Below are 23,016 nucleotides of genomic sequence, written 5' to 3'. Positions count from 1 at the left end.
TGACAATGAAGAGATTAGCTATTATCCGCTCGTTCGTACTTATTCTTACTTTTACGCTGGCCCTCGCAGCATGCGGCAATAACTCCAACTCCAATTCGAATTCCTCGAGCAGTGGAAATAAAGAAACTCCTGCAGCATCCAATGCGGGCACTGCATCGGAAGCTCCAACCGAAAAACCTAAAGATGTTGAACTCCTGAACGTATCTTACGATCCAACCCGTGAGCTGTACGTTAAATATAACGAAGCATTCTCGAAATATTGGCTGGACAAAACAGGCCAAAAGGTTACCGTTAAGCAATCCCACGGCGGCTCCGGCAAACAAGCGCGTGCCGTTATCGATGGTCTGGAAGCAGACGTTGTAACGCTGGCACTAGGTTACGACATTGACGCACTGGTAGAACCGGGCCTGATCAAACCCGACTGGCAGACAAAATTCGAACATAACAGCGCACCTTACACGTCCACCATCGTATTCCTTGTGCGCAAAGGCAATCCAAAAGGCATTAAGGACTGGAACGACCTGATCAAGGATGGCGTTGAAGTGATTACACCAAGTCCGAAAACTTCGGGCGGTGCGCGCTGGAACTATCTCGCGGCTTGGGGTTACGCGCTCAAACAAAACAATAACGATGAAGCGAAAGCGCAAGAATTCGTACAACAATTGTATAAACATGTTCCTGTACTTGATTCCGGCGCACGCGGCGCTACCACAACGTTCGTAGAAAAAGGCATTGGCGACGTATTGCTTGCTTGGGAGAATGAAGCTTACCTGTCCGTGAAAGAACTTGGTCCGGATAAATTCGATATCGTATATCCTTCGCTCAGCATTAAAGCGGAGCCTCCCGTTGCCGTCGTTGACAAAGTGGTAGACAAACGCGGCACGCGTGACGTAGCTACGGCTTACCTGCAATACCTCTACTCCGACGAAGGCCAAGAAATTGCGGCGCAAAACTACTACCGTCCAATCAACGAAACGGTTGCAGCGAAATACAAAGACCAATTCAAAGATCTTGAACTGATCACCATCGATGACTTCGGCGGCTGGAAGACGGCTCAAGAGAAACACTTTAACGATGGCGGCATCTTCGACAAGATTTACACGCCAGGCTCGAAATAATGATGGTGACCACAGATGAACGGAGCTGACTTCACATGAAAGGTTCCAAAAGGAAGTCCAAAAACGTATTGCCGGGCTTTGGCTTGTCGATGGGCTTCACGATCGCTTACCTCAGCTTGATCGTTCTTATCCCTCTCGCCGGTGTGTTTGTGAAAACAACCGGCCTGAGCTGGAACGAATTCTGGGCGATTATTACGAATCCAAGGGTAATCGCTTCTTATCGGATCAGCTTTACGACATCGTTTTTCGCCGCGCTGACCAATCTTGTATTCGGGCTGCTAGTAGCCTGGGTGCTTGTCCGATACCGGTTCCCGGGTAAAAAGATTATCGACAGCCTCGTCGATTTGCCGTTCGCTCTTCCGACGGCGGTAGCAGGCATTTCGTTGACTGCGATTTATGCCCCAAATGGCTGGGTAGGCTCGATTCTCGCGCCGCTGGGGATAAAGGTTGCTTATACGCAGCTAGGCATTACGATTGCACTCATTTTTATCGGAATTCCTTTTGTGGTCCGTACCGTGCAGCCTGTCTTGCAGGACTTCGAAAAAGAAACCGAAGAAGCGGCGGTTATGCTTGGCGCATACCGGCTGCGCACCTTCTGGAAGGTTATCCTGCCGGAGCTGATGCCGGCACTATTAACCGGGTTCGCGCTGGCCTTCGCTCGGGGAATCGGGGAATATGGCTCCGTCGTGTTTATCTCGGGCAATATGCCGATGAGGACGGAAATCGCTCCTCTCCTCATTATGTCGAAGCTGGAACAATTCGATTACGAAGGCGCAACGGCGATTGCGCTGGTTATGCTTATTGTCTCCTTCCTGCTGCTGCTGCTTATCAACTTTATGCAATGGCGGATTAACCGCCGTACGATAGCGGACTAAGGGGAGGAATAACAATGGCTGGAGCAGTTACCGCGCATTTGTCTCAAGAAGCGTCCAAAAGACCGAAGCATATTACCGAATCGGCTGGCGTAAAATGGACTTTAATCAGTATCGCCATGTTATTTCTAGGGCTGGCCGTAGCGATGCCTCTTATCTCGGTGTTTGTCGAAGCCTTCAAAAAGGGCTTTGATGTGTACAAAGCGGCAATCACCGACCCGGATGCTTTATCCGCATTGCGATTAACTTTATTGGTTGCTCTGATTGCCGTACCGCTAAACGCTGTGTTTGGGATAGCGGCTGCATGGGCGATCAGCAAGTTCCGCTTCAAAGGCAAGAACCTTCTTATTACGTTAATCGATCTACCGTTTGCGGTATCACCTGTCATTTCAGGAATGATTTATATTTTACTGTTTGGTGCGCAGGGCTTTCTTGGTCCTTGGCTCGACGAGCATGATATTAAGATCGTTTTTGCTCTTCCGGGCATTGTACTGGCTACCATTTTCGTTACCGTTCCGTTCGTAGCCCGCGAGTTAATTCCGCTCATGCAGGCGCAAGGCGTACAGGAAGAGGAAGCGGCTGCAAGCCTTGGGGCAAAAGGCTGGCAGATCTTCTGGCGCATCACGCTTCCGAATATCAAGTGGGGCTTGCTGTACGGCATTATTCTCTCGAATGCCCGGGCGATGGGGGAGTTTGGCGCCGTATCCGTCGTATCCGGCCATATTCGGGGGGAGACAAATACGCTGCCGCTCCATATTGAAATTCTGTATAACGAATACCAGTTCTCGGCATCCTTTGCCGTAGCTTCCCTGCTTGTTATGCTGGCCGTCCTGACTCTACTCGTGAAAGCCTTGTTCGAATGGAAAACGAATCAAAACGCATCGCGCGAAAAGGTTGAGTGAAAATTTTTTTAAACCTAATACCGAGTAAATCGGTTGATTATGGAGGGGTTAATAATGGCAAAACCGTTGGAAGTAGATCAATTGTGGTTGGACCGTATTCTTGAGCAAGTTAATGGGCTGCAGTATGGTTCTGTCAATATTACCGTACATGATGGACGTATTGTTCAAATCGACCGTACCGAACGTACACGTTACGATCAACCTTCCCATAAGCAGGCGCAGCCGGAGCAAAAGGCAGCTAACGGCGATAACCTTCGCGCCGTTGCCCAATAATAATAAAGCGAAAAAAGCTCCGTACCGGATATCCGGTACGGAGCTTTTCTTGTTTGTGGTTACGAAATGACGAATTTAATGATGACGGCTGCAGCAAAAATGACGGTCATAAAGCCCAGCATTCCGCCAAAGCCTGTCATAACGTCCATCAAGTCGTGGCGCGGTTCTTCATTCACATGTTCGCGCGGATCACGTACATTTTCCATTAGTGGATTACGCCTCCCTTGAAGACCATTCAAGCTTATAATAGTATACCCAACTTTACGAATAATTGTAAAGCAATTCATTGACAATTATAAAGCGAAACATGCGTTCGATATGCTAATATAAAGGAATAGATAAACAGCGCGAAGCTTACGCTTACGAAGTAAGAATTACCACAATTGCCGAGGTTCGGCCAATAGTATGGTAATTCTGAGTTTACGCTTACGAAGTAAGAATTACCACACAATTGCCAATGTCCGGCCATTCATATGGTAATTCTAAGCTTACGCTTACGAAGTAAGAATTACCACAATTGCCGATTCTCGGCCAATAGTACGGTAATTCTTTTTAGGAGGGACAAAATGGATCAGCAACAACAAAATACACCCGCCAGCAGGGCGGAAGCCGAAGAACTAATCCGCAACAAATTAGCGCTGCTTCCAGACCAGCCCGGCTGTTATTTAATGAAGAACGGGGAAGGCACCATTATATATGTAGGCAAAGCGAAGGTGTTGAAAAACCGCGTCCGCTCCTACTTCAACGGAAGCCATAACGGAAAAACGCAGCGGCTCGTATCGGAAATCCGCGACTTTGACTATATTATTACCTCGAGCAATATGGAAGCACTCATTCTCGAATGCAATCTGATCAAGCAATATCATCCAAGATACAATGTTCTTCTGAAGGACGACAAAACTTTTCCGTATATTAAGATTACGAACGAAAAACACCCGCGCCTTGAAGTTACGCGGCGTGTCGTAAAGGATAAAGGCAAATATTTCGGACCGTACCCGAATGCCTTCGCGGCTCAGCAAACCAAGAAGCTGCTGGACCGGCTTTATCCGCTGCGCAAATGCGGAACGCTGCCTGATAAAGTATGCTTGTACTATCATATCGGCCAATGTATTGCCCCTTGCGAGTACGATGTGGAGCAGGGCCAATACGATGCGATGATTCAGGAAATTACCAAGTTTCTTAACGGCGGCCATGATGCCGTAAAAGCGGAAATTCAGCGTAAAATGGAGGCTGCTGCCGAGGAGCTAAATTTCGAGCGTGCCAAGGAATACCGCGATCAGATCATCAGCATCGATGCGGTTATCGAGAAGCAGAAGATTACGATGAACGATGCCCTCGACCGCGACATCTTCGGCTACGCGGTAGAGAAGGGCTGGATGTGCGTGCAGATTCTGTACATGCGCCAGGGAAAAATGATTGAACGGCGCGGCACAACATTCCCTTATTATGGGGAAGAATACGATGACTTTATGACTTTCGTTACCCAATATTACAGCGATAACCCGGCATTGCCGAAGCAGATTTTGCTGCCGCTCCCGGCCGATGAGGAAGAAGGGACGGCTGAGTCGTCCACGGCTGCCGATGAGTTCGCAACGATGCTGCATAACTGGCTGAAGGTGAAGGTGCTGATGCCGCAGCGCGGACGGAAAAGCGAAGCCGTATCCATGGCTATCGATAATGCCAAGATTGCGCTGGCGGATAAATTCCGCCTGATCGAGCGGGACGAAGAGAGAAGCGTCCGCGCTTCGGAAGGACTAGCCGAATGGCTTGGACTGCCCGAGGTCCGGCGAATCGAGGCGTTCGATAACTCGAATATCCAAGGCACAAATCCGGTCTCGGCGATGGTTGTCTTTACGGATGGCAAGCCGGACAGGAAAGAGTACCGCAAGTATAAGGTGAAAACCGTTGTTGGCGCGGATGATTACGAAACGATGCGCGAGGTTGTGAGGCGCCGTTACGAAAGAATGCTGAAGGAGCAGCAGACTCCTCCGGATTTAATCGTAGTCGACGGCGGCAAGGGACAAATCTCCGCAGCACTGGATATTTTGCAAAATGAGCTGGGGCTTTATATTCCGGTATGCGGACTTGTGAAGGATGCAAAGCATAAGACGGCCCAATTGATGACCGGCGATCCGCCGGAAGTCGTGCCGCTGCCCCGCGACAGCCAGGAATTTTATCTGCTGCAGCGGATTCAGGATGAAGTCCACCGGTTTGCGATTTCTTTCCATCGCGAACAGCGCGGCAAATCCATGATCGCTTCCCAGCTGGATGCGATTCCGGGAATCGGAGAGAAGCGCCGCAAGCTGCTGCTTAAGCATTTTGGCTCGATTAAGAAGATAAGGGAGGCTTCAATCGAGGACTTCAAGCCTCTGTCTATTGGCGAGAAGCTGGCTTCGCAAATTTTAGCTGCCTTAAATGAAGAGGTAAAAGAAAAAGAAACGGAATGATATCCTCATTCCGTTTCTTTTTTTAATTTACTTGTCTTTACCTTTGCCTTTGCTTTTATCTTTGCCTTTGCTTTTATCTTTGCCTTTGCTTTTATCTTTGCCCTTGCCTTCGTCCTTGCCTTTTTTGCCCGATTTGTTTCCCGCTTCGGATTCGGCTGCAGCGCCAGTGCTGCGGCCACCGCTTTTGCCGCCGGGACCACGTCCGCCAAGCTGGTTGCCGCCGCCAGGAACTTGGTTGCCGGCCGTACGGTTGCCGCCGCCAGGAACTTGGTTGCCTGCCGTGCGGTTGCCGCCGCCAGGAACTTGGTTGCCTGCCGTACGGTTGCCGCCGCCAGGGCCTTGGTTGCCTGCTGTGCGGTTGGCGCCGCCAGGGCCTTGGTTGCCTGCCGTGCGGTTGGCGCCGCCAGGGCCTTGGTTGCCTGCCGTGCGGTTGCCGCCGCCAGGGCCTTGGTTGCCTGCTGTGCGGCCGCCAATGCTTTTGTTGGCTGCATCGGAGTTTTGTTTTTGTTGCTTGTCATTATCGTTGTTCTTGTGTTTGTTAGGCAAATCTATCACTCCTCTTAAACGGTAGTACTAGATTATATGACGAATGATAGATTTGCTCCTGTACGAGAGTGGATAAAAGAGCGAAATGGTTCCTTGTCCAGTCCTTACAGTGCAATGCTTGTAATTTTGTTTAGCGGTACATAGACGATATAGGTTGTTTTGTAACTGACGGCCGAGAATGCAGCGTTCCCGTTCTGAAAGCCTGCCCATTTCGCTCTATCCAGATCTTTGCCGTTATCCAGCGTTATGCGATGAATAACTTGTCCGAGCGACAGCTTGCTAAGGATGCCATAGGCATATTCAGCATTGCTTTTTCCGCCGTATTTTTCTTCTTTGTGGTAAGGAATTGCCGAATTATCGCTGTAACCCGACGATTTGTGCTCGTATTTGCAGCCATTTGATTTTTGCGGATAACAGTACGATTTTTTCCCGGAGGATTTGTGTTCATGGCAGTCGTTTTTCTTGCCGCCTGATTTGCTCTTTTTCCCGGACGATTTGTGATGGCCGCTTGACTTTTTGCATGACGACTGTTTCTCATAGCTTTTGTTGCATGAGCTCTGTTTGCGGTCATAGCCGCTGATTCTTGCAATCAATCCTATCACACTCCACATATGTTGGTTTAATAGATTATATTAAGTTGGACAGGATTTCTCTTGGACAAAATGACCGTTTCTATTAAATGGGCGGTGTGGAGTGCCGTTATTGCGAAAAAAAGGAATGTATCTTCGAAGAGATACATTCCTTTTTTATAAGGAGTCCTTTCAGACCCGTATTGGAGTGCGCCGTTTATGCCAGGATTTGATAACCCAAGCGATAATAACAGGCAGAATAGCATAGATAAGGGCTGCGGTAATATTAACGCCTCCTCCAACGCTGACCAGCTCGAAGCCCATAATAAGGCTGTCCAGGATTGCGTGGGTGAACACGGCCGTAATAAAGCCATAGCGGAGGAAAATAAGACAAAATACCGTTCCCAGAATAACAAGCTCCACGATACGCGTATAGAACGGGAAGATCGGATAGCCGACATGTCCCAGCGCCCACATGATCGTGGGAATAAGCGTAGCGATAAACGTATTTTTGAACCATTTTTTGAATAAAGCAATGCCGAACAACCGGAATATCGCTTCTTCGGATATGGCAGCGCACCAGGCCATCATCGGCATAAGCCACAGCATATCCGTATTGTAAGGCGACTGCGTAGCATCGCTGGTTGCCCAGGAGCCTGCAAGAAACTTCATGGCGACCATAATGATCGCTTGCGCGCCAAGGATAATCGCTGCAAAGAGATAGGAGAGGCCAACGCTGCGCCATACATGCTCGCCATAGCCTCGCTCGCGGAATCCCGGCCATAAGGGGCGTTTTTGCGAGCGCCACATCCCGTCACCGGCGACTAAGGCGAAGTAAACGGCGAGGCCAACCGGAATGAGCAGCACGACCGTAATCAAAACGGTAGCCTTCATCTCGGCATCCGACCGGCTCTGCTCGCCAAAGGTTGCCATGATGCCATCAAGAACGTTCAGATTGTTATAGATGTAGAATACGATAAACACCAAGCTGATAAATATCCCGCGTTTAAAGGTCGTGTGTCCCCTGTAAAGAATCGCGTAAATAAGCGATAAAACGAGGGAGATGAAGCACATGTACGCCAGGCTGACAACTGACAGCGCGCTGCCCGTCTTTTTCTGGCCTTCCACGTAAGAGACGTAATCCGCCGGTGCTTGGAAAGCTGGCTTGTACCTGGTGATCACTGCTTTATCATCAACAAGACCTACTCCGATAATCAGCTCAAGTGAAGCGTCACCAAGCGTATAACCGGTGGGGTGAAGCACGGCGTCTCCTTGGTCATTGATGTACAGGCTGTCCAATTCTTCCGGCCGGAACCCTTTCGTTTCGGCAAAAGCCTTCGCTGACGTTTGAACCGATTGAGCATTGCCGGCAGATTGACCGCCAAGCCAATGCCAGCCTGTAATACTGCCGTTAGTCATATGGACGTAGACATAAGCTTTTGTGCCGTCCTCCAGATCCAGATTGACCTGGAACGTATCGGTCGGGAACTTAGCGTCATATTTATCTTCGAACTTGCCCAGCAGCTCTTCCTTGGAGAAATAACCGTTTGCCAGACTGTCGGTCTGATAAATCGTATGGGCGGTTACGGCTGATTTGCCGAACTGTTCCCGGACGAACTTTTTCGCGGTCGACTCGGCTTCGCTTTTTGCAATAACCTTAGGAGTTGAGCTTGAGAACAGCTGGTCCCCGGCTGCAGGGCCGAACTGGGTAAAGATGAAAATAATTGCGCCTGCGACAGCAGCCCACAGGAATCTTTTCCAATCATGAGGAGCGATGGAAGGGATCATACAAAACCTCCATTTCGAATTCAGACGATGCTTCGCTACAGTAACAATACCATTATTAACCTCATTTATCCAATGCGGGCGAAAGTAGAGGATGCAAACGGAAAGCGGTGAAATAAGGACTTGCAGCCAGCAAGCAGCCAATTGTTTTGTAGGATTGCCCGTTTTTGAACGAATTCCGCTTAATTATCGCTTAGGCTCATTTTGATCGTTTCCGCAGTTTGGGCGTATAATCGTTACGTCATATTAATCGAATCGTATCAGCCGAATTTCGTTTTTGAAAACGGGGGAACCAAACCGCTGTCCGGAGCAATCCGCCAGCATGGGGTGAATTTCGAGCATTCCGCTTGAATAGGGCTGCCTTTCCAGGCCCGAATCCGTCAGCTAACCTCGTAGGCTGCGTGGAACAGGACTCATTTGCATGGGAGTTCCCGTGCTTTTTTTTATGCCCAAATGTTGAAAGATCTATTAAAAGGAGAGAAGAATGGCCAAATATCTCAATATCCTGAAATGGTCGCCGCCAAGGATTCTGGTCTTTGGTTTTGCCATGATTATCGTGATTGGAGCCGTGCTGCTGTCGATGCCCTTCGCCTCAAGCGATGGCTCGCGCCTGCCCTTTATCGATGCGTTGTTCACGGCAACCTCGGCGACCTGCGTGACCGGACTTGTTGTCGTCGATACGGGTACATACTTCTCTACCTTTGGCAAAATCATCATCCTCTCTCTTATCCAAATTGGCGGATTAGGCTTTATGACCATGGCCACGCTGATTGCGCTTGTGCTGCGCAAGAGGATTTCGCTTAAGGAACGGCTCATTCTGCAGGAAGCGATGAACCAGACGAGTATGGAGGGCATCGTCAGACTAATCCGTCGAGTGATCTTCTACTCTTTAACGATAGAGCTGGTTGGCGCTGTTCTGTTTGCCGTCCGATTCGCCTTTGACATGCCGTTTGGGAGAGCGGTATGGTTTGGGCTCTTTCATTCGATATCCTTCTTCAATAACGCAGGCTTTGATATCTTCGGCCATTTCAGCAGCTTAACGATGTACGTAGGGGACCCGCTCGTTAATATCGTGTCGATGCTGCTCATTATTTTTGGCGGATTAGGTTTTGTGGTGATGGCGGATTTGCTGGAGTTCCGGAAAAACAAAAGACTGTCGCTGCACAGCAAGGTTGTTCTCTCGACAACCGGCATCCTGATTGCCGCTGGCGCTGTTGTTATTTTCGTTTTCGAGTTTTCGAACAGCAATACGCTTGGTTCCCTCAATTGGGGCGAAAAGATTCTGGCTTCCTTCTTCCAGTCCGTAACGCCTAGAACGGCGGGGGCCAACACGCTGGATTATACCCAGCTTCGGCAGGCGACCGTCTTTTTCACCGTTATTCTGATGTTTATCGGCGCTTCGCCAGGCTCTACAGGCGGGGGAATCAAGACGACAACCTTTACCACGATGGTCGGGGCGGTTATCGCGATGATCCGAGGGCGGGAAGATATCGTTCTTTTCCATTACCGGCTTGGGAAGGACCGGATCTTCAAGGCGCTGACGATTACGATGCTGTCGCTCACGCTGGTCCTATTGGTAACGATGCTGCTGTCCACGACGGAAGACCAGCAGTTCCTGAAAATTTTATTCGAAACAACGTCGGCGTTTGGCACCGTTGGCCTAACGACGGGCATTACGCCCGAGCTGACGTTCTTCGGCAAAATAGTCATTGCGGTAACGATGTTCGCCGGACGGCTTGGTCCGCTGACGCTTGCTTACGCGCTAGGGCCAAAAACAGAGAAAGAGCTGTACCGGTATCCGGAAGGCAAAATTACGATTGGATAGGGGAATAGAGAGCAAGAATGAAAAACAATCAATTCGTGATCGTAGGCTTGGGGAGGTTCGGCTCCAGTCTTGGAAGAGAGCTTATTAAGCTGGGCTATGAGGTGCTTGGAATCGACCGGGATGAGGAAGCCGTTCAGGAGATGAGCAATGTGCTGACCTATACGGTGTCGGCGGATTGCACGGACGAAGAGACGCTGCGATCACTAGGCGTTCGTAATTTTGACTGCGGAGTTGTGGCAATTGGCGATGACATTCAGGCCAGCATACTGACGACTATATTATTGAAGGATTTGGGCGTGAAGCGGGTAGTAGCCAAAGCGATGAGCGAGCTGCACGGACGCGTGCTGGAGAAAATTGGCGTTGACCGCGTTATTTATCCGGAGCGGGATATGGGCATCCGGGTTGCCCATCAGCTTGTCTCCCCGAATCTGCTTGATTATATCGAGCTGTCGAAGGAGTATACCATTGCCGAGCTTTCGGTGCCGAAATGCCTGAACGGCAAGTCGCTTCAAGACATGAATTTGCGCGCCCGGTTCGGTTGCAGCATCGTAGCCATTAACAAGCCTTCCGGTATTATAATTGCTCCTACGGCGACGGATGTGGTGACGGAAAAGGACGTTATGGTCGTGATCGGAACAAACGACCAGATTGAACAGTTTGAAGAAACCATAATCAGGTGATGATAAGGACAGTGGGCGCCGTTAGCGTTCATTGTCCTTTTGTTTGCTCGCTGCTGAGGTGGGGAATGGATGGGGCGGGATGGCTCGGCGGGACGGGGTATCTCTTCCGGCCGCTGTTGTCATTCCTTTGCTCTGAACAGGTTTACATAGGGGTAGCAAAGGAAGTGACAAAGGCGAACGCTGCGCTCCTCCAGAGATACCCCTTTCCCGCCTCGCGCCGCACCCATCCATTCCCCCTGCGAGGGAATGAAAAAGGACAGTGAAGCGCTAAAAAGCGCTACCACTGTCCTCCCTTGCGGGAGCGAGAAGAGCGGAGAGCACAAGGGCGAAAAGCACAAGAGCGAAAGACACAAGAGCGAACCCTCTTTACTGACCCAACTCCGAGATCCAACGCCGGACCGCCGGATGAAGATCGGAAGGGTCATTGTGGATGAGACAAGTCGTTCGCTTGGTCTCTTCCAGCTCGCGGATGGGGACAACGACAAGCTCGTTGTCGGCGAGTAACTGCTTGCGCATATAGGAATGCGGGAGCAGGGTTGCCGCTCGGCACGTATGAAGAAGACGGACGATAGCCTCGAAGGAGTCGATCTCCATCCGGACATCCGGCTGAAGATGGTATTTGGCGAATACTTCGTCGGTCAGCTTGCGGTACCAGGTGCCTTTGGAGAACAAAATCATGGGCAGCCCGTTTAAATCTTCTATTGAAAGAGGCTCCTCATGCGTTACGGTTACGCTGGTCGGGATAACGAGCAGCAGATGATCGTCAAACAGCGGCACGCAGTGAAGCTGGGAATCTTCAATCATGGAAGCAACGATGGCGATATCCGCTTTGTTGTCGCGGACAAGCGTGACAATCTCGTGGGTTTTGCCGGTTACAGCTTTGATATCGAATTCCGGATGACTGGCGTTTAACGTCTTTATGAAGTCGGGTAATGTGGTTTGAAGCGTCGTTAAGCTTGCCCCGATCGTGATGGAGGTCCGTCCCGCAGCGGTGTACTCGGCAACGGAATCCATGTAACGACGGTGCAGCTTGCGGAGGTTCACGGCATACTCGTAAGTCAATTGACCGACGCGGGTCAGCTCAAGCCGCTTGCCAACGCGTTCGAACAGCTTGGCGCCTATTTCTTCTTCAAGCTTTGCTATTTTGCGGGACAAGGCCGGCTGGGATAAATTAAGCAGGCTAGCTGCTTTATTCATGCTGGAATGTTCCACGATGGCAGCAAACATATGAAATTCTTCGATCATTTTGGTCTCCCCGATCGCTTATGTGAATTGGTTATAATAAATTATAATAAATATGCAATTCCATTATAAGCTCAAAAGGAGTAGGATTAAAAGGGTGGCATACACGGAACGTTCACAATTTGAATAACGCCCACGAAGTGAAGCGTAAGCTTCGAAATTTAATCCTAGTACTTTGCGGGGACCCCATTGCAATAAAAGTCGGGAAATGAAACTTTCGCAAATGGTGTCGACTTTTGTTGACGGACTTAAAAGCCGGGGGTACAATGTAGAATGGTTTGTCAACAGCAAAAAATGTCATGGAGCGACCACAGTCTGGAAAGGAGAAGTATTAATGAAAGGAAATTCGTACTACTGGCGCAAGCTGCACTCTCTGCTTGGGGTGATTCCGCTGGGTGGTTTTATCATCGTGCATGCCCTGGCCAATTTTCAGGCGTATGAGCGTGGGCCGGAAGGCTTCACCAGAGCGGTTAATTTTATTAACGGCCTGCCTATCGTAACGCTGCTCGAAATCTTCGGTATCTATCTGCCGATTTTGTTCCACGGTGTTTACGGTTTGTATATGGCTTATCAATCGAACCTCAACTCGGGACGTTTCAAATATGAGCGTAACTGGGCATTTACGTTGCAGCGTATTACAGGGGTAATCACGTTTATCTTTATTATCTGGCACGTGTTCGAGACTCGCGTGCAGGTAGCGCTTGGCAATGTAACGCATGAAGAGCTTGGCTCGACTATGCATAATATTGCAACCAGCCCTGCTTTGTTCATTCTGTACCTCATCGGTATTCTCGCTGCCGTATTCCACTTCAGCAACGGCCTCTGGGCGTTCCTGATCAGCTGGGGTATTACGGTATCTCCGAAAGCTCAACGGGTTTCGGCGAATATCTGCATGGTAATCTTTGTGCTTGTAGCTGCGCTGTTCATCCTGTCCCTCGTAGCGTTTATGGGCGACGAGTTCAAGGAAACGGCAAGTGCCGCATTGGCATTGACCAATATCGGTTAGTAGTATTTAGACAAGGAGCGAAACGTTATGGCTAAAAATAAAATTATCGTCGTTGGCGGCGGTCTTGCGGGCCTTATGGCAACCGTTAAAGCGGCGGAAGCGGGCGTGCATGTGGATCTGTTCTCCCTCGTGCCGGTGAAACGTTCCCATTCCGTTTGCGCGCAAGGCGGCATTAACGGCGCTGTAAATACAAAAGGTGAAGGCGACTCCCCTTGGGAGCATTTTGACGATACCGTATATGGCGGCGACTTCCTCGCGAATCAGCCTCCGGTAAAAGCAATGTGCGAAGCCGCACCTGGCATTATCCACTTGATGGACCGCATGGGCGTTATGTTCTCCCGTACGCCAGAGGGTCTGCTTGACTTCCGTCGTTTCGGCGGTACGCAATATCACCGTACGGCATTCGCTGGCGCTACAACCGGCCAACAGCTGCTGTACGCATTGGATGAGCAAGTTCGCCGCTGGGAAGCAGCCGGTCTCGTAACGAAATACGAGCATTGGGAATTCCTTGGCGCCGTACTGGACGACGAAGGCATCTGCCGCGGTGTTTCGGCACAAAGCCTGCGTACGATGGAAGTACATACTTTCGTCGGCGACGCCGTTATTCTCGCATCCGGCGGTCCTGGTATCATTTTCGGTAAAACAACGAACTCCGTTATCAATACAGGTACTGCCGCATCTGCTGTATACCAGCAAGGCGTACATTACGCAAACGGCGAATTTATCCAAATCCATCCAACGGCTATTCCCGGCGACGACAAGCTGCGCCTGATGTCCGAATCGGCACGCGGCGAAGGCGGCCGGATCTGGACGTACAAAGACGGTAAGCCTTGGTACTTCCTTGAAGAGAAATATCCGGCGTACGGCAACCTTGTTCCGCGCGATATCGCAACACGCGAAATCTTCAGCGTCTGCGTTGACGAGAAGCTTGGCATCAACGGCGAGAACATGGTTTACCTTGACCTGTCGCATAAAGATCCGAAGGAGCTTGACGTTAAGCTTGGCGGCATCATCGAGATTTACGAGAAGTTCATGGGCGACGACCCGCGTAAAATCCCAATGAAAATCTTCCCTGCGGTTCACTATTCGATGGGCGGCATGTGGGTTGACTACAACCAAATGACGAACATCCCTGGTCTGTTCGCGGCAGGCGAATGCGAATACCAATACCACGGCGCGAACCGTCTCGGCGCAAACTCGCTCCTGTCCGCTATCTTTGGCGGCATGGTTGCCGGTCCTAAAGCCGTTGAATACATCAAAGGCCTTAAGAAATCGTCCGAAGACGTTTCCTCTTCGGTATTCGACCGCGAGAAGAAACGCCATGAAGACAAGTACAACAAGATCCTCGGCATGAACGGTACCGAGAATGCTTACGTTATCCACAAAGAGCTTGGCGAGTGGATGACCAACAACATGACGGTTGTACGCTTTAATGACAAGCTGCAGCAAACGATCGATAAGATCAAAGAGCTGAAGCAGCGTTACCAAAACATCAACATCAACGACTCGCTCAAATGGAATAACTCCAGCGTAGCGTTCACGCGCCAGCTGTGGAACATGCTTGAGCTGTCCGAAGCGATGACTCTGGGTGCTTTGCTCCGTGACGAAAGCCGCGGCGCGCATTACAAGCCGGACTTCCCGGACCGTAATGACGAGGACTTCCTCAAAACAACAAAAGCAACCTGGACGCCTGAAGGTCCGCAAATCTCGTATGAGGATGTTGATACTTCCCTCATCAAACCGCGTAAACGCGACTATACAGCCAACAAGAAGAAAGGAGAATAACAATGGCTCAAACGACAGCAACGAAAACCGTAAAATTCGTTATTACCCGTCAAGACGGTCCGGACTCCGCACCTTATACCGAAGAGTTTGAGATTCCTTACCGCGCCAACATGAACGTCATCAGCGGCTTGATGGAAATTCAGCGTAATCCGAAAAAATCGGATGGCGGAAACACGGCTCCGGTATGCTGGGAATCCAACTGCCTTGAGGAAGTGTGCGGTGCCTGCTCGATGGTCATCAACGGCAAGCCTCGTCAGGCCTGCAGCGCGCTGATCGATAAGCTGGAGCAGCCAATTCGCCTCGAGCCGATGCGCACATTCCCTGTCGTGCGTGACCTTGTTATTAACCGCGAGCGCATGTTCAACGCGCTGAAACGGGTTAAAGCATGGATTCCGATCGACGGTACGTATGATCTGGGCCCTGGCCCTCGTCTGGCTGAAGAGAAGCGCCAATGGGCATACGAGCTGTCCAAATGCATGACTTGCGGCGTTTGTATGGAAGCCTGCCCGAACGTTAACGATCGCAACAGCTTTATCGGCCCGCAAGCGATCTCCCAGGTCCGCCTCTTCAACGTTCACCCTACGGGTGAAATGAACAAGGCTGAACGTCTGGAGACATTGATGGAAGACGGCGGTATCGAAGGCTGCGGCAACTCGCAAAACTGCGTGCGTTCGTGCCCGAAAGGCATTCCGCTTACGACTTCGATCGCTGCGATCAACCGCGATACGACCAAACAATTGTTCAAAAAATGGCTTGGCTAAGAAGGACGCCCTCCGCAGCAGCGGGGGGCTTTTTCTTGCTCTTATTTGATAATGATAACTATTATCAATAATAGTAATGGAGTTGGCGATGAAAGTCAACTCATGCAAAAAAGCTGCGCCGGACAGGATAGGGATATCCTTAGTCCGGCACAGCTTTTTTGTTGTACAGCTTTACATCCAATGCTCGCCCCAGCTTTGAATCGATTCGATTACGGGTTGGAGCTCGCGACCCTTCGGCGTTAACTCATATTCGATTCGAACAGGCATTTCAGGATAGACAGTTCGTTTCACGATGCTTTGACTCTCTAGTTCCTTCATCCGATCCGTTAACATTTTGTCGCTCATCTCGGGGATCTGCTCTTTAATTTCCTTGAACCGTTTAGGTCCGCCAAGCATAACCCGGATGATAAGCCCTGTCCATTTCTTACCAAGAATGTCGGCCGCAGCTTCATACTTTGGGCACATAGTTGAATAATCCAACGCGATCACCCCTTTTTCTACCTATATTGTAGCATATGTTCTAAGGAAAAGTAAGTTCGTTAGCATAGCCAAATTTGGGTATTCGCTAATTTTTATTTATATACTTGACTAAAGTAAGTAACATACATTATGATAAGTGCATCAAATAGAGCGGCCGCTCAACAAACGAGAAGAGATAAAGGGAGAGGTACTATTATGATGGATACAGGATTATTGATTATACGGGTTATTATTGGTTTATTGATGATCGGACACGGCGCGCAGAAGCTGTTTGGCTGGTTCGGCGGATACGGTCTGAAAGGTACTGGCGGATGGCTGGAATCGATCGGAATGAAGCCTGGCGTATTGATGGCAGCCGGTGCAGGTTTGTTCGAGGTATTGGGCGGCGTACTGTTCGGAGCGGGGCTTTGGGTGGAAGTGGGAGCGGCATTGTTGATCCTTACCATGATTGTTGCGATTGCGAAGGTGCATGGCGCTAACGGCCTTTGGGTTACTCAAAACGGTTACGAGTACAACCTGGTTCTGATTGCCGTTCTTCTTGGCGTAGCCTTCACGGGCGCCGGTGATTTCTCGATCGACGCATTGCTGAAATAAGGCAAATTAGCAAAAGCACCTCGGGGTTCTGCGCGGGCAGACTCCGAGGTGCTTTTGCTTTGTAAGGGATAACGGTCAAATCCGGATAATAATAAGCCCTGAGATCGTCAAAATAAAAGCGGCCCATTGGGCACGGTTCAGCTTTTCCTTGTAGACGAGTATGGAGCCAGCTGCGACAACAAGGCTGTTCGTCGCGAAGATTGGCGCAGCCAGATTGGAGGGACCGGTCGCTAATGCAACGGCATACAGCTGAAGCCCGCCGTATGAGAATACGCCGGCTAGAAGTCCCAGCTTGAGGCCTGTTCGGAACGCTGCTGAGCTGCTCGCTTTGCGAAGAGGAATCGCAAACCAGATTAGAGATAAGGCGTAACCGATAAACAAAATGGGGGCGCTGGATAGACCCAGCTCTTCGGTTACTTTTAATCCGGCATTGCGAAAGGTAAAGAACAAGATCGCAGCGGTTACGTACAGGTACCATCGCGATTGCACGGAAGAGGGAGCCGATTGTTTTTTATACGAAATCAAAACCACGGCGGCAAGCAGCAATGCAATGCCCGTTGCTTCCGCATAATGCAGCTTCTCGCCGTAATACAATGTACCAAGCGCAATAACAAGCACGATATTCATGTTCGTAAGCGGGGATGTCAAGGCAGCGGGGCCATAGTCCAGCGCCTTCATAAATAAAGCATTGCCAAGAGCAGAGCCTGCTCCGATAATGATTCCGGCCAGCCATATCCGGTAATCGCTTAATTGATGAATCGTTCCTTCTACGGCTGCATGCATGCCAAAGCCCGCCGTTCCCGAGGCGTACAGCCCAAACAGCATGACCGAGACATTCCCCCGGCGCATTTGGCTTACCTTCATCCACCAGCCTGCCAGTCCAAACAGCAAGGCGCTGCCGACTGCGATTGCCAGCCACATCCGTTTGTCATCTCCTACCTGAATTTGTTACACAATTGAAATAGTTCTGTTACGGTACAAACATATTATTAGGCTATTATAATAAACAAGACCCCCTTTTAATATATCGATTTTGGACCTGTGAGCGCACAGGTCCACTTTTTTTGTCCGGAAACGGAAAATCACGAAACAAAAAAAGGCTCTGCCAGTTGGCAAAGCCGGAATTTTCATTTATTACAACGGAACGATGATTTGCTGGCGCTTTCGGTAGAAGACCCACTGCGAGAAGCCGATTTCCTTCAGGCGTTTGCGCACCAGCTCGAAATCCTCGCCTATGCGGCTTGGCTTGTGAGCGTCGGAGCCAAACGTAACATTGACGCCAAAATGAAGCGCTCTCTCGAGAATCGCATCGGAAGGGTACCAGCCGCCAACATCCTTCGTGCCGCCCGACGTATTGATTTCGATGGCAACGTCGCAATTGGCGATAACGCGGAGCGTATCGTCGATAACGTCATTCGCCGGAATATCGGAGAAGGCAGGGTAATAGCCCTTCATCGCATCGATATGGCCCAATATGTCAAACATGCCGCTGCGGGCGGATTGCTGGATCAGCTCGTAATACGCCGTTTTTTCCGAAATCTTCTTCTCGTCGGACAAGCCTTTCCAGCGGTTGCGGTTAAAGATGCTCACTCCGCTTACCTGATGGACCGAACCAATCAGGTAGTCAAACGGGATATTGCGGTAGGCATCCCGGTAAGTATCGGCATGCTGCGGGAAGAAATCCGACTCCATGCCAAGGAGTACTTCAATGCGGCCTTTATATTTCTCCTTGAGGCGCAGCACCTCGTCTACATAGCTCTGAAAATCGCTTCGGGCCATTGCGATGCCGGGAAAAGGCTGGTCCTGCTCGCTTCCGAAATACGGCGAATGGTCGGAAATGCCAATGACCTCAAGGCCAGCGTCAAGCGCGGCAATGATGTAATCTTCGATCATGCCGTCGGCGTGGCCGCAACGTTCGTGATGAGTGTGCAAATCGAATTTCATGATGAGTTCCTCCTGAAAACGAAATGATTCGTAAGTTTGGTTTACTCGCTGCCAAGAAACGATTGCTCAGGCATGCCTTTTAAGTCGCTTAAAAACTGCTGCATGGCTGTATTTAAATATCTGCCGGATTTATAGACGACAGCTACCGGGTGCTCTGGCTCAAGCTCTGCCACTTTGATGATCTTCAGTGAGCCAAGCTTCAACTCATTGGCAATGGACAGTTTGGATACGACGGCAATGCCAAGATTTATTTCAACCATTCGTTTTACTTCTTCGCTGCTCGACAGCTCCATAATAATATTCGGCTGGATATTGTTCTTCTTGAAGATTTGATCCAGGAAGCGGCGGCCAAGCGTGTCGGGCGCAAGCATGATAAAGGGGAAGTCCTTGATCATATCTATCGTAGTATGTACTACTTGGCTTAATGGATGAGCGGGAGAAGCAACGAGGACAAAGGAATCGTAATAAAGAATGGATGTGTCCATGTTCGGATTTTTTTCCGAGATGTAAGTAATGCCCATATCGACAGAACCGTTCTCTACGCTGGCTAGAACTTGAGAGGACGGCATCGTGTGGATCGTCGTTTTGATCAGCGGATACTGGTCCTGGAAGTAAGATAACACCCGGGGCAATATTTGAATGGCCATGGATGAGGTTGTTCCAAGAACAATATGGCCTTGAGGTATCGCATTCAGATCGGACAGCTTCTGCTTTAATTCTTCAACAACCGCAAGTATTCTCTCCGCGTGCTCCAAAAAAACTTTTCCGTGGTCGGTCAGGGTAACGGGCTGATTGCGATCGATGAGAACTGTCTTGAACTCGTCCTCCAGCGTCTTGATTTGAGCAGAGACGGCCGGCTGTGTCAAATTCAGCAGCTCGCCGGCTTTGCGGAAGCTCATCGTCTTGGATATGGTGAGGAGCGTTTCAAGCTGGCTAATATTCAATTCAATTCCCCCTCGAACATGATCACTATATATTATAAAGCAAATGGATGATTACAGCAAAAAAGCGAGCAAGCTTCAAAAATTCTTAAGAAGATGTTTTCGAAGCATCATGGCCGCCTACGGTTAATGTTAATTTTTTGTAGGGCAATTCATTTTTAAAAGGAATAAATGGGGGACCGTCGAACTATTGCTGAAGTATGGCCAATACCTAAAACGGGGGGCGTTTGTTCTGGATCATAGAGCATTGCGTGGCTGGAAAATGTACGACTGGGCAAACTCCGCCTTTGCCACTACGATGATGGCAGCGGTGCTGCCGGTTTATTATTCCGATGTCGCAGGCGTTCATCTGGCGGGCAACCGGGCTGAGACCTATTGGGGCTATACCCAAAGCATTGCGATGCTGCTGGTGGCCGTGTTATCGCCGATTCTTGGGGCCATTGCCGATTATACGGGCTCCAAGCTGAGATTTCTGTCCGTATTTATGCTGCTTGGCGTCTTGTCCTGCGTATTTATGGCGTTTGCCGGTGAGGGAGACTGGCTGCTGGCCTCAAGCTTGATGGTGCTGGGCTCCATAGGCTTCTCCGGAGGAAATACCTTCTATGACGCGATGCTGGCGGATGGCGTGCCGCAGGAGTCGAGGGACCGCGTTAGCTCGCAGGGCTATGCTTACGGTTATGCCGGAGGCGGCCTGCTGCTGCTTATTAACGTTATCATGATTCAAGGCTGGGAGAAGCTAGGTTTCCCAAGCAAAACGTTTGCTACCCAAATGGTCTTTATTACGGTAGGGATTTGGTGGCTGCTGTTCTCCGTTCCGATTCTTCGCTGGGTGAAGGAAACCAGGAGGCCGACTGACCATCTGGGCAAAGGTGAAATCATTCGGGCGGGCTTTGTCCGGATTGGAAAGACCTTCTCGGTTATTAAGAGATATCCCGAGCTGCTGAAATATATGGCTTCCTTCTGGTTTTTCAACGATGGCATCAATACGGTTATCGTCATGGCAACGATTTACGGAGCGGGTATCGGCATTGAGACAAGCGATCTGATTATTGCGCTGCTGATTACGCAGTTTGTCGGATGGCCATGCACGATCCTGTTCGGCAGGCTGGCCGGACGTTTCGGTTCGAAGCGCATGCTGTATTATTCCTTGATGATCTATGTCCTTATCGTTTGCCTTGGCTTCTTTATGACCAGCGCCATCCATTTCTATGCGCTTGCCATCATGGTTGGCCTTGTTCAGGGCGGAAGCCAGGCGGTAGCCCGTTCCATCTATGCCAATCTGGTGCCGCCTTCGCGGACCGGCGAGTTTTTTGGTTTTTTGGCGCTGTCGAGCAAGTTTTCCTCCTTTGCGGGTCCGTTTGTATTCTCCGTGGTAGGGACCATTACTGGTTCGAGCCGGGTCGCGATTTTGTCTCTGATTGCTTTTTTTATCATCGGAATCGTTTTATTGTGGAAGGTGAATTTGGAAAAAGGTGCGCGCGAAGCGGCAGAGGAAGAGATGGCATAAGCAGGCTTCCGCAGCTAATGCTATAATGTATAGTGATCCAATATAGAAAGGTGCGATGATGAATGCCACGCATTTACAGTAATTTGACGGAGCTGATCGGCAACACACCATTGCTCGAGCTTACTCATTACAATAAGAGTCAGGATTCGCTTGCGAAAGTTATCGCCAAGCTGGAGTATTTCAATCCGGCCGGCAGCGTAAAGGACCGGATTGGCTTTGCGATGATCAAGGACGCGGAGGAAAAAGGCAAGCTTGTGCCAGGCTCCGTTATTATTGAACCCACAAGCGGCAATACCGGCATTGCGCTTGCTTTTGCGGCGGCGGCTTTGGGCTACCGGATAATCATTATTTTGCCGGAGTCGTTCAGTATCGAACGCCGCAAGCTGCTGGAAGCGCTTGGCGCGGAGCTTGTGCTTACGCCTGCATCTGAAGGCATGTCGGGCGCAATTCGCAAAGCCGATGAGCTCGCCGCTCAAATCCCGGGCTCCTACATACCGATGCAATTCAGCAATCCCGCGAACCCCGAGATTCATAAGACAACAACCGCCGAGGAAATCTGGCGCGACACCGACGGCCAGGTGGATATCTTTGTGGCCGGCGTAGGTACGGGCGGCACGATCTCAGGCGTAGGCGAACGCTTGAAGGAGCTTAATCCAAACGTAAAGATTATTGCGGTTGAGCCGTTTAGCTCCGCGGTGTTATCGGGCGGCGAAAGAGGCCCTCACCTGATCCAAGGGATTGGCGCGGGCTTTGTGCCGGACAACTATAACGCATCCGTCGTGGACGAGATTATTACGGTCAAAAACGAAGACGCGTACCGCACTTCCCGTATGCTGGCTCGCAGCGAAGGCTTGCTGGTCGGTATCTCTTCCGGCGCGGCGGCATTCGCGGCTTCGCAATTGGCGAAGCGCCCCGAGAACAAGGGCAAAACGATCGTAGTCTTGCTCCCCGACACGGGCGAACGTTACCTGTCGGCGAATTTGTACGACGAAGCTTAATAGGGCGAGGAGCGTGAGCTCTTCGCATAGCGCAATAAGACCCCGCGAGGGTCTTATTGCGCTATAAGGGGGCTGAAGTCGCCGTGATAAGACCCTGTCAGGGTCTTATCGTCTAAGCGAGCGGCGTGAAACTGGCGGAAACGGTCAGTTGGCGATGAAATAAGACCCCGTGAGGGTCTTATTGCGCTATAAGGGGGTTGAAGTCGCCGTGATAAGACCCTGTCAGGGTCTTATCGTCTAAGCGAGCGGCATGAAACTGGCGGAAACAGTCAGTTGGCGATGGAATAAGACCCCGCGAGGGTCTTATTGCGCTATAAGGGGACTGAAGTCGCCGTGATAAGACCCTGGTAAGGTCTTATCGTCTAAGCGAGCGGTATGAAACTGGCGGAAACAGTCAGTTGGCGATGAAATAAGACCCCACGAGGGTCTTATTGCGTTGTAAGGGGGTTGAAGTCGCCGTGATAAGACCCTGGTAGGGTCTTATCGTCTAAGCGAGCGGCGTGAAACTGGCGGAAACGGTCAGTTGGCGATGCAATAAGACCCCACGAGGGTCTTATTGTGCTACGAGGGGGTTGAAGTCGCCGTGATAAGACCCTGCAAGGGTCTTATCGTGCTTATTGTATTGTGAAATCGGGCTCGTGCGCAGCACCTGAGCCCCTTTCGGCCCTCTCCCCAAAGCCGCCGGGGATTGTGGGCGGCGGTGCTGGGAGCGCGGGGCGGTCGGGGAGGGGCGCAGGGGTA

The 23,016-nt window shown here is 50.5% G+C and carries 22 protein-coding genes and 1 riboswitch; of the genes, 13 read left to right on the top strand and 9 right to left on the bottom strand.

Annotated elements, in window-relative coordinates; all coding sequences use genetic code 11:
• The first annotated feature begins 5 nt into the window (after positions 1–5).
• From PGL01S_RS07765 to PGL01S_RS07750, 4 genes are read left to right on the top strand one after another with little or no spacing between them, the layout of a single operon-like run.
• Positions 6–1,118, top strand: coding sequence for a sulfate ABC transporter substrate-binding protein (locus tag PGL01S_RS07765; RefSeq protein ID WP_127493134.1), 1,113 nt, complete (start codon positions 6–8; stop codon positions 1,116–1,118).
• Positions 1,119–1,153: 35 nt separating this feature from the next.
• A complete protein-coding gene (cysT, locus tag PGL01S_RS07760) occupies positions 1,154–1,993 on the top strand; it encodes a sulfate ABC transporter permease subunit CysT (protein ID WP_127493132.1) in 840 nt (279 codons plus the stop codon).
• 14 nt (positions 1,994–2,007) lie between these two features.
• Positions 2,008–2,892, top strand: coding sequence for a sulfate ABC transporter permease subunit CysW (cysW, locus tag PGL01S_RS07755; protein WP_127493130.1), 885 nt, complete (start codon positions 2,008–2,010; stop codon positions 2,890–2,892).
• Positions 2,893–2,946: 54 nt separating this feature from the next.
• Positions 2,947–3,165, top strand: coding sequence for a YezD family protein (locus PGL01S_RS07750; RefSeq protein ID WP_127493128.1), 219 nt, complete (start codon positions 2,947–2,949; stop codon positions 3,163–3,165).
• A 59-nt stretch (positions 3,166–3,224) separates the two neighbouring features.
• Here the strand turns inward: PGL01S_RS07750 and PGL01S_RS07745 are convergent, their stop codons facing one another.
• On the bottom strand, positions 3,225–3,371 hold the full coding sequence (locus PGL01S_RS07745) for a hypothetical protein (RefSeq protein WP_015846369.1): 147 nt from the start codon (positions 3,369–3,371) through the stop codon (positions 3,225–3,227).
• Positions 3,372–3,731: 360 nt separating this feature from the next.
• Between PGL01S_RS07745 and uvrC the strand changes: the two genes are divergently transcribed.
• Positions 3,732–5,612: an excinuclease ABC subunit UvrC gene (gene uvrC / locus PGL01S_RS07740; RefSeq protein WP_127493126.1), complete on the top strand. Its 1,881-nt coding sequence runs from the start codon at positions 3,732–3,734 to the stop codon at positions 5,610–5,612.
• Positions 5,613–5,639: 27 nt separating this feature from the next.
• Here the strand turns inward: uvrC and PGL01S_RS31025 are convergent, their stop codons facing one another.
• From PGL01S_RS31025 to PGL01S_RS07725, 3 genes are all read right to left on the bottom strand, one after another.
• Positions 5,640–6,158, bottom strand: a complete 519-nt coding sequence (locus tag PGL01S_RS31025) for a hypothetical protein (RefSeq protein ID WP_174806535.1) — start codon at positions 6,156–6,158, stop codon at positions 5,640–5,642.
• Between the two features lie 104 nt (positions 6,159–6,262).
• Complete coding sequence (locus tag PGL01S_RS07730; protein ID WP_127493124.1) at positions 6,263–6,751, bottom strand: hypothetical protein; 489 nt, start codon at positions 6,749–6,751, stop codon at positions 6,263–6,265.
• A 168-nt stretch (positions 6,752–6,919) separates the two neighbouring features.
• Complete coding sequence (locus PGL01S_RS07725) at positions 6,920–8,515, bottom strand: CPBP family intramembrane glutamic endopeptidase (protein ID WP_127493122.1); 1,596 nt, start codon at positions 8,513–8,515, stop codon at positions 6,920–6,922.
• A 249-nt stretch (positions 8,516–8,764) separates the two neighbouring features.
• A riboswitch (cyclic di-AMP (ydaO/yuaA leader) is annotated at positions 8,765–8,926 on the top strand.
• Positions 8,927–8,996: 70 nt separating this feature from the next.
• On the opposite strand from PGL01S_RS07725, the gene PGL01S_RS07720 reads away from it, so the two are divergent.
• Positions 8,997–10,337, top strand: a complete 1,341-nt coding sequence (locus tag PGL01S_RS07720; RefSeq protein ID WP_127493120.1) for a TrkH family potassium uptake protein — start codon at positions 8,997–8,999, stop codon at positions 10,335–10,337.
• Positions 10,338–10,354: 17 nt separating this feature from the next.
• Positions 10,355–11,017: a potassium channel family protein gene (locus PGL01S_RS07715; RefSeq protein WP_015846363.1), complete on the top strand. Its 663-nt coding sequence runs from the start codon at positions 10,355–10,357 to the stop codon at positions 11,015–11,017.
• Between the two features lie 366 nt (positions 11,018–11,383).
• On the opposite strand, the gene PGL01S_RS07710 is transcribed toward PGL01S_RS07715, so the two are convergent.
• The gene (locus PGL01S_RS07710) at positions 11,384–12,262 is read right to left on the bottom strand and encodes a LysR family transcriptional regulator (RefSeq protein ID WP_127493118.1); all 879 of its coding nucleotides are present in this window, start codon (positions 12,260–12,262) and stop codon (positions 11,384–11,386) included.
• A 331-nt stretch (positions 12,263–12,593) separates the two neighbouring features.
• Here PGL01S_RS07710 and PGL01S_RS07705 point away from each other — a divergent pair, with 331 nt between their 5' ends.
• Genes PGL01S_RS07705 through sdhB form a run of 3 tightly spaced genes read left to right on the top strand, consistent with a single transcriptional unit; the run spans position 12,594 to position 15,811 of the window.
• Positions 12,594–13,265 (top strand): succinate dehydrogenase cytochrome b558 subunit, encoded by a 672-nt coding sequence (locus PGL01S_RS07705; protein ID WP_015846360.1) that lies wholly within the window; start codon positions 12,594–12,596, stop codon positions 13,263–13,265.
• Between the two features lie 27 nt (positions 13,266–13,292).
• Positions 13,293–15,050, top strand: a complete 1,758-nt coding sequence (gene sdhA, locus PGL01S_RS07700; protein ID WP_127493115.1) for a succinate dehydrogenase flavoprotein subunit — start codon at positions 13,293–13,295, stop codon at positions 15,048–15,050.
• A 2-nt stretch (positions 15,051–15,052) separates the two neighbouring features.
• Positions 15,053–15,811 carry a succinate dehydrogenase iron-sulfur subunit gene (gene sdhB, locus PGL01S_RS07695; RefSeq protein WP_015846358.1) on the top strand — a complete coding sequence of 253 codons (759 nt, stop codon included), beginning with the start codon at positions 15,053–15,055 and terminating at the stop codon, positions 15,809–15,811.
• A gap of 171 nt (positions 15,812–15,982) precedes the next feature.
• Here sdhB and PGL01S_RS07690 read toward each other — a convergent pair whose 3' ends face one another.
• A complete protein-coding gene (locus tag PGL01S_RS07690; protein WP_236013489.1) occupies positions 15,983–16,291 on the bottom strand; it encodes a winged helix-turn-helix transcriptional regulator in 309 nt (102 codons plus the stop codon).
• Positions 16,292–16,486: 195 nt separating this feature from the next.
• Between PGL01S_RS07690 and PGL01S_RS07685 the strand changes: the two genes are divergently transcribed.
• Entirely contained in the window at positions 16,487–16,885 is a 399-nt protein-coding gene (locus tag PGL01S_RS07685; RefSeq protein WP_127493112.1) for a DoxX family protein, read from the top strand.
• 75 nt (positions 16,886–16,960) lie between these two features.
• Here the strand turns inward: PGL01S_RS07685 and PGL01S_RS07680 are convergent, their stop codons facing one another.
• The 3 genes from PGL01S_RS07680 to PGL01S_RS07670 form a co-directional block, all read right to left on the bottom strand.
• On the bottom strand, positions 16,961–17,806 hold the full coding sequence (locus PGL01S_RS07680) for an EamA family transporter (RefSeq protein ID WP_127493110.1): 846 nt from the start codon (positions 17,804–17,806) through the stop codon (positions 16,961–16,963).
• Positions 17,807–18,019: 213 nt separating this feature from the next.
• The gene (locus PGL01S_RS07675) at positions 18,020–18,829 is read right to left on the bottom strand and encodes a histidinol-phosphatase (protein ID WP_127493108.1); all 810 of its coding nucleotides are present in this window, start codon (positions 18,827–18,829) and stop codon (positions 18,020–18,022) included.
• Between the two features lie 41 nt (positions 18,830–18,870).
• Positions 18,871–19,773, bottom strand: a complete 903-nt coding sequence (locus tag PGL01S_RS07670; protein WP_127493105.1) for a LysR family transcriptional regulator — start codon at positions 19,771–19,773, stop codon at positions 18,871–18,873.
• A gap of 187 nt (positions 19,774–19,960) precedes the next feature.
• Between PGL01S_RS07670 and PGL01S_RS07665 the strand changes: the two genes are divergently transcribed.
• Together PGL01S_RS07665 and cysK are read left to right on the top strand one after the other, a co-directional pair.
• Complete coding sequence (locus PGL01S_RS07665; RefSeq protein WP_127493103.1) at positions 19,961–21,277, top strand: MFS transporter; 1,317 nt, start codon at positions 19,961–19,963, stop codon at positions 21,275–21,277.
• A 62-nt stretch (positions 21,278–21,339) separates the two neighbouring features.
• On the top strand, positions 21,340–22,275 hold the full coding sequence (gene cysK / locus PGL01S_RS07660; protein WP_127493101.1) for a cysteine synthase A: 936 nt from the start codon (positions 21,340–21,342) through the stop codon (positions 22,273–22,275).
• The last annotated feature ends 741 nt before the right edge of the window (positions 22,276–23,016 follow it).

Source organism: Paenibacillus glycanilyticus NBRC 16618 (genome assembly GCF_004000805.1).
Classification (GTDB): Bacteria; Bacillota; Bacilli; order Paenibacillales; family Paenibacillaceae; genus Pristimantibacillus; species Pristimantibacillus glycanilyticus.
Note: the sequence above shows the minus strand (reverse complement) of the source record. Positions and strands in the feature narration are given on the sequence as shown.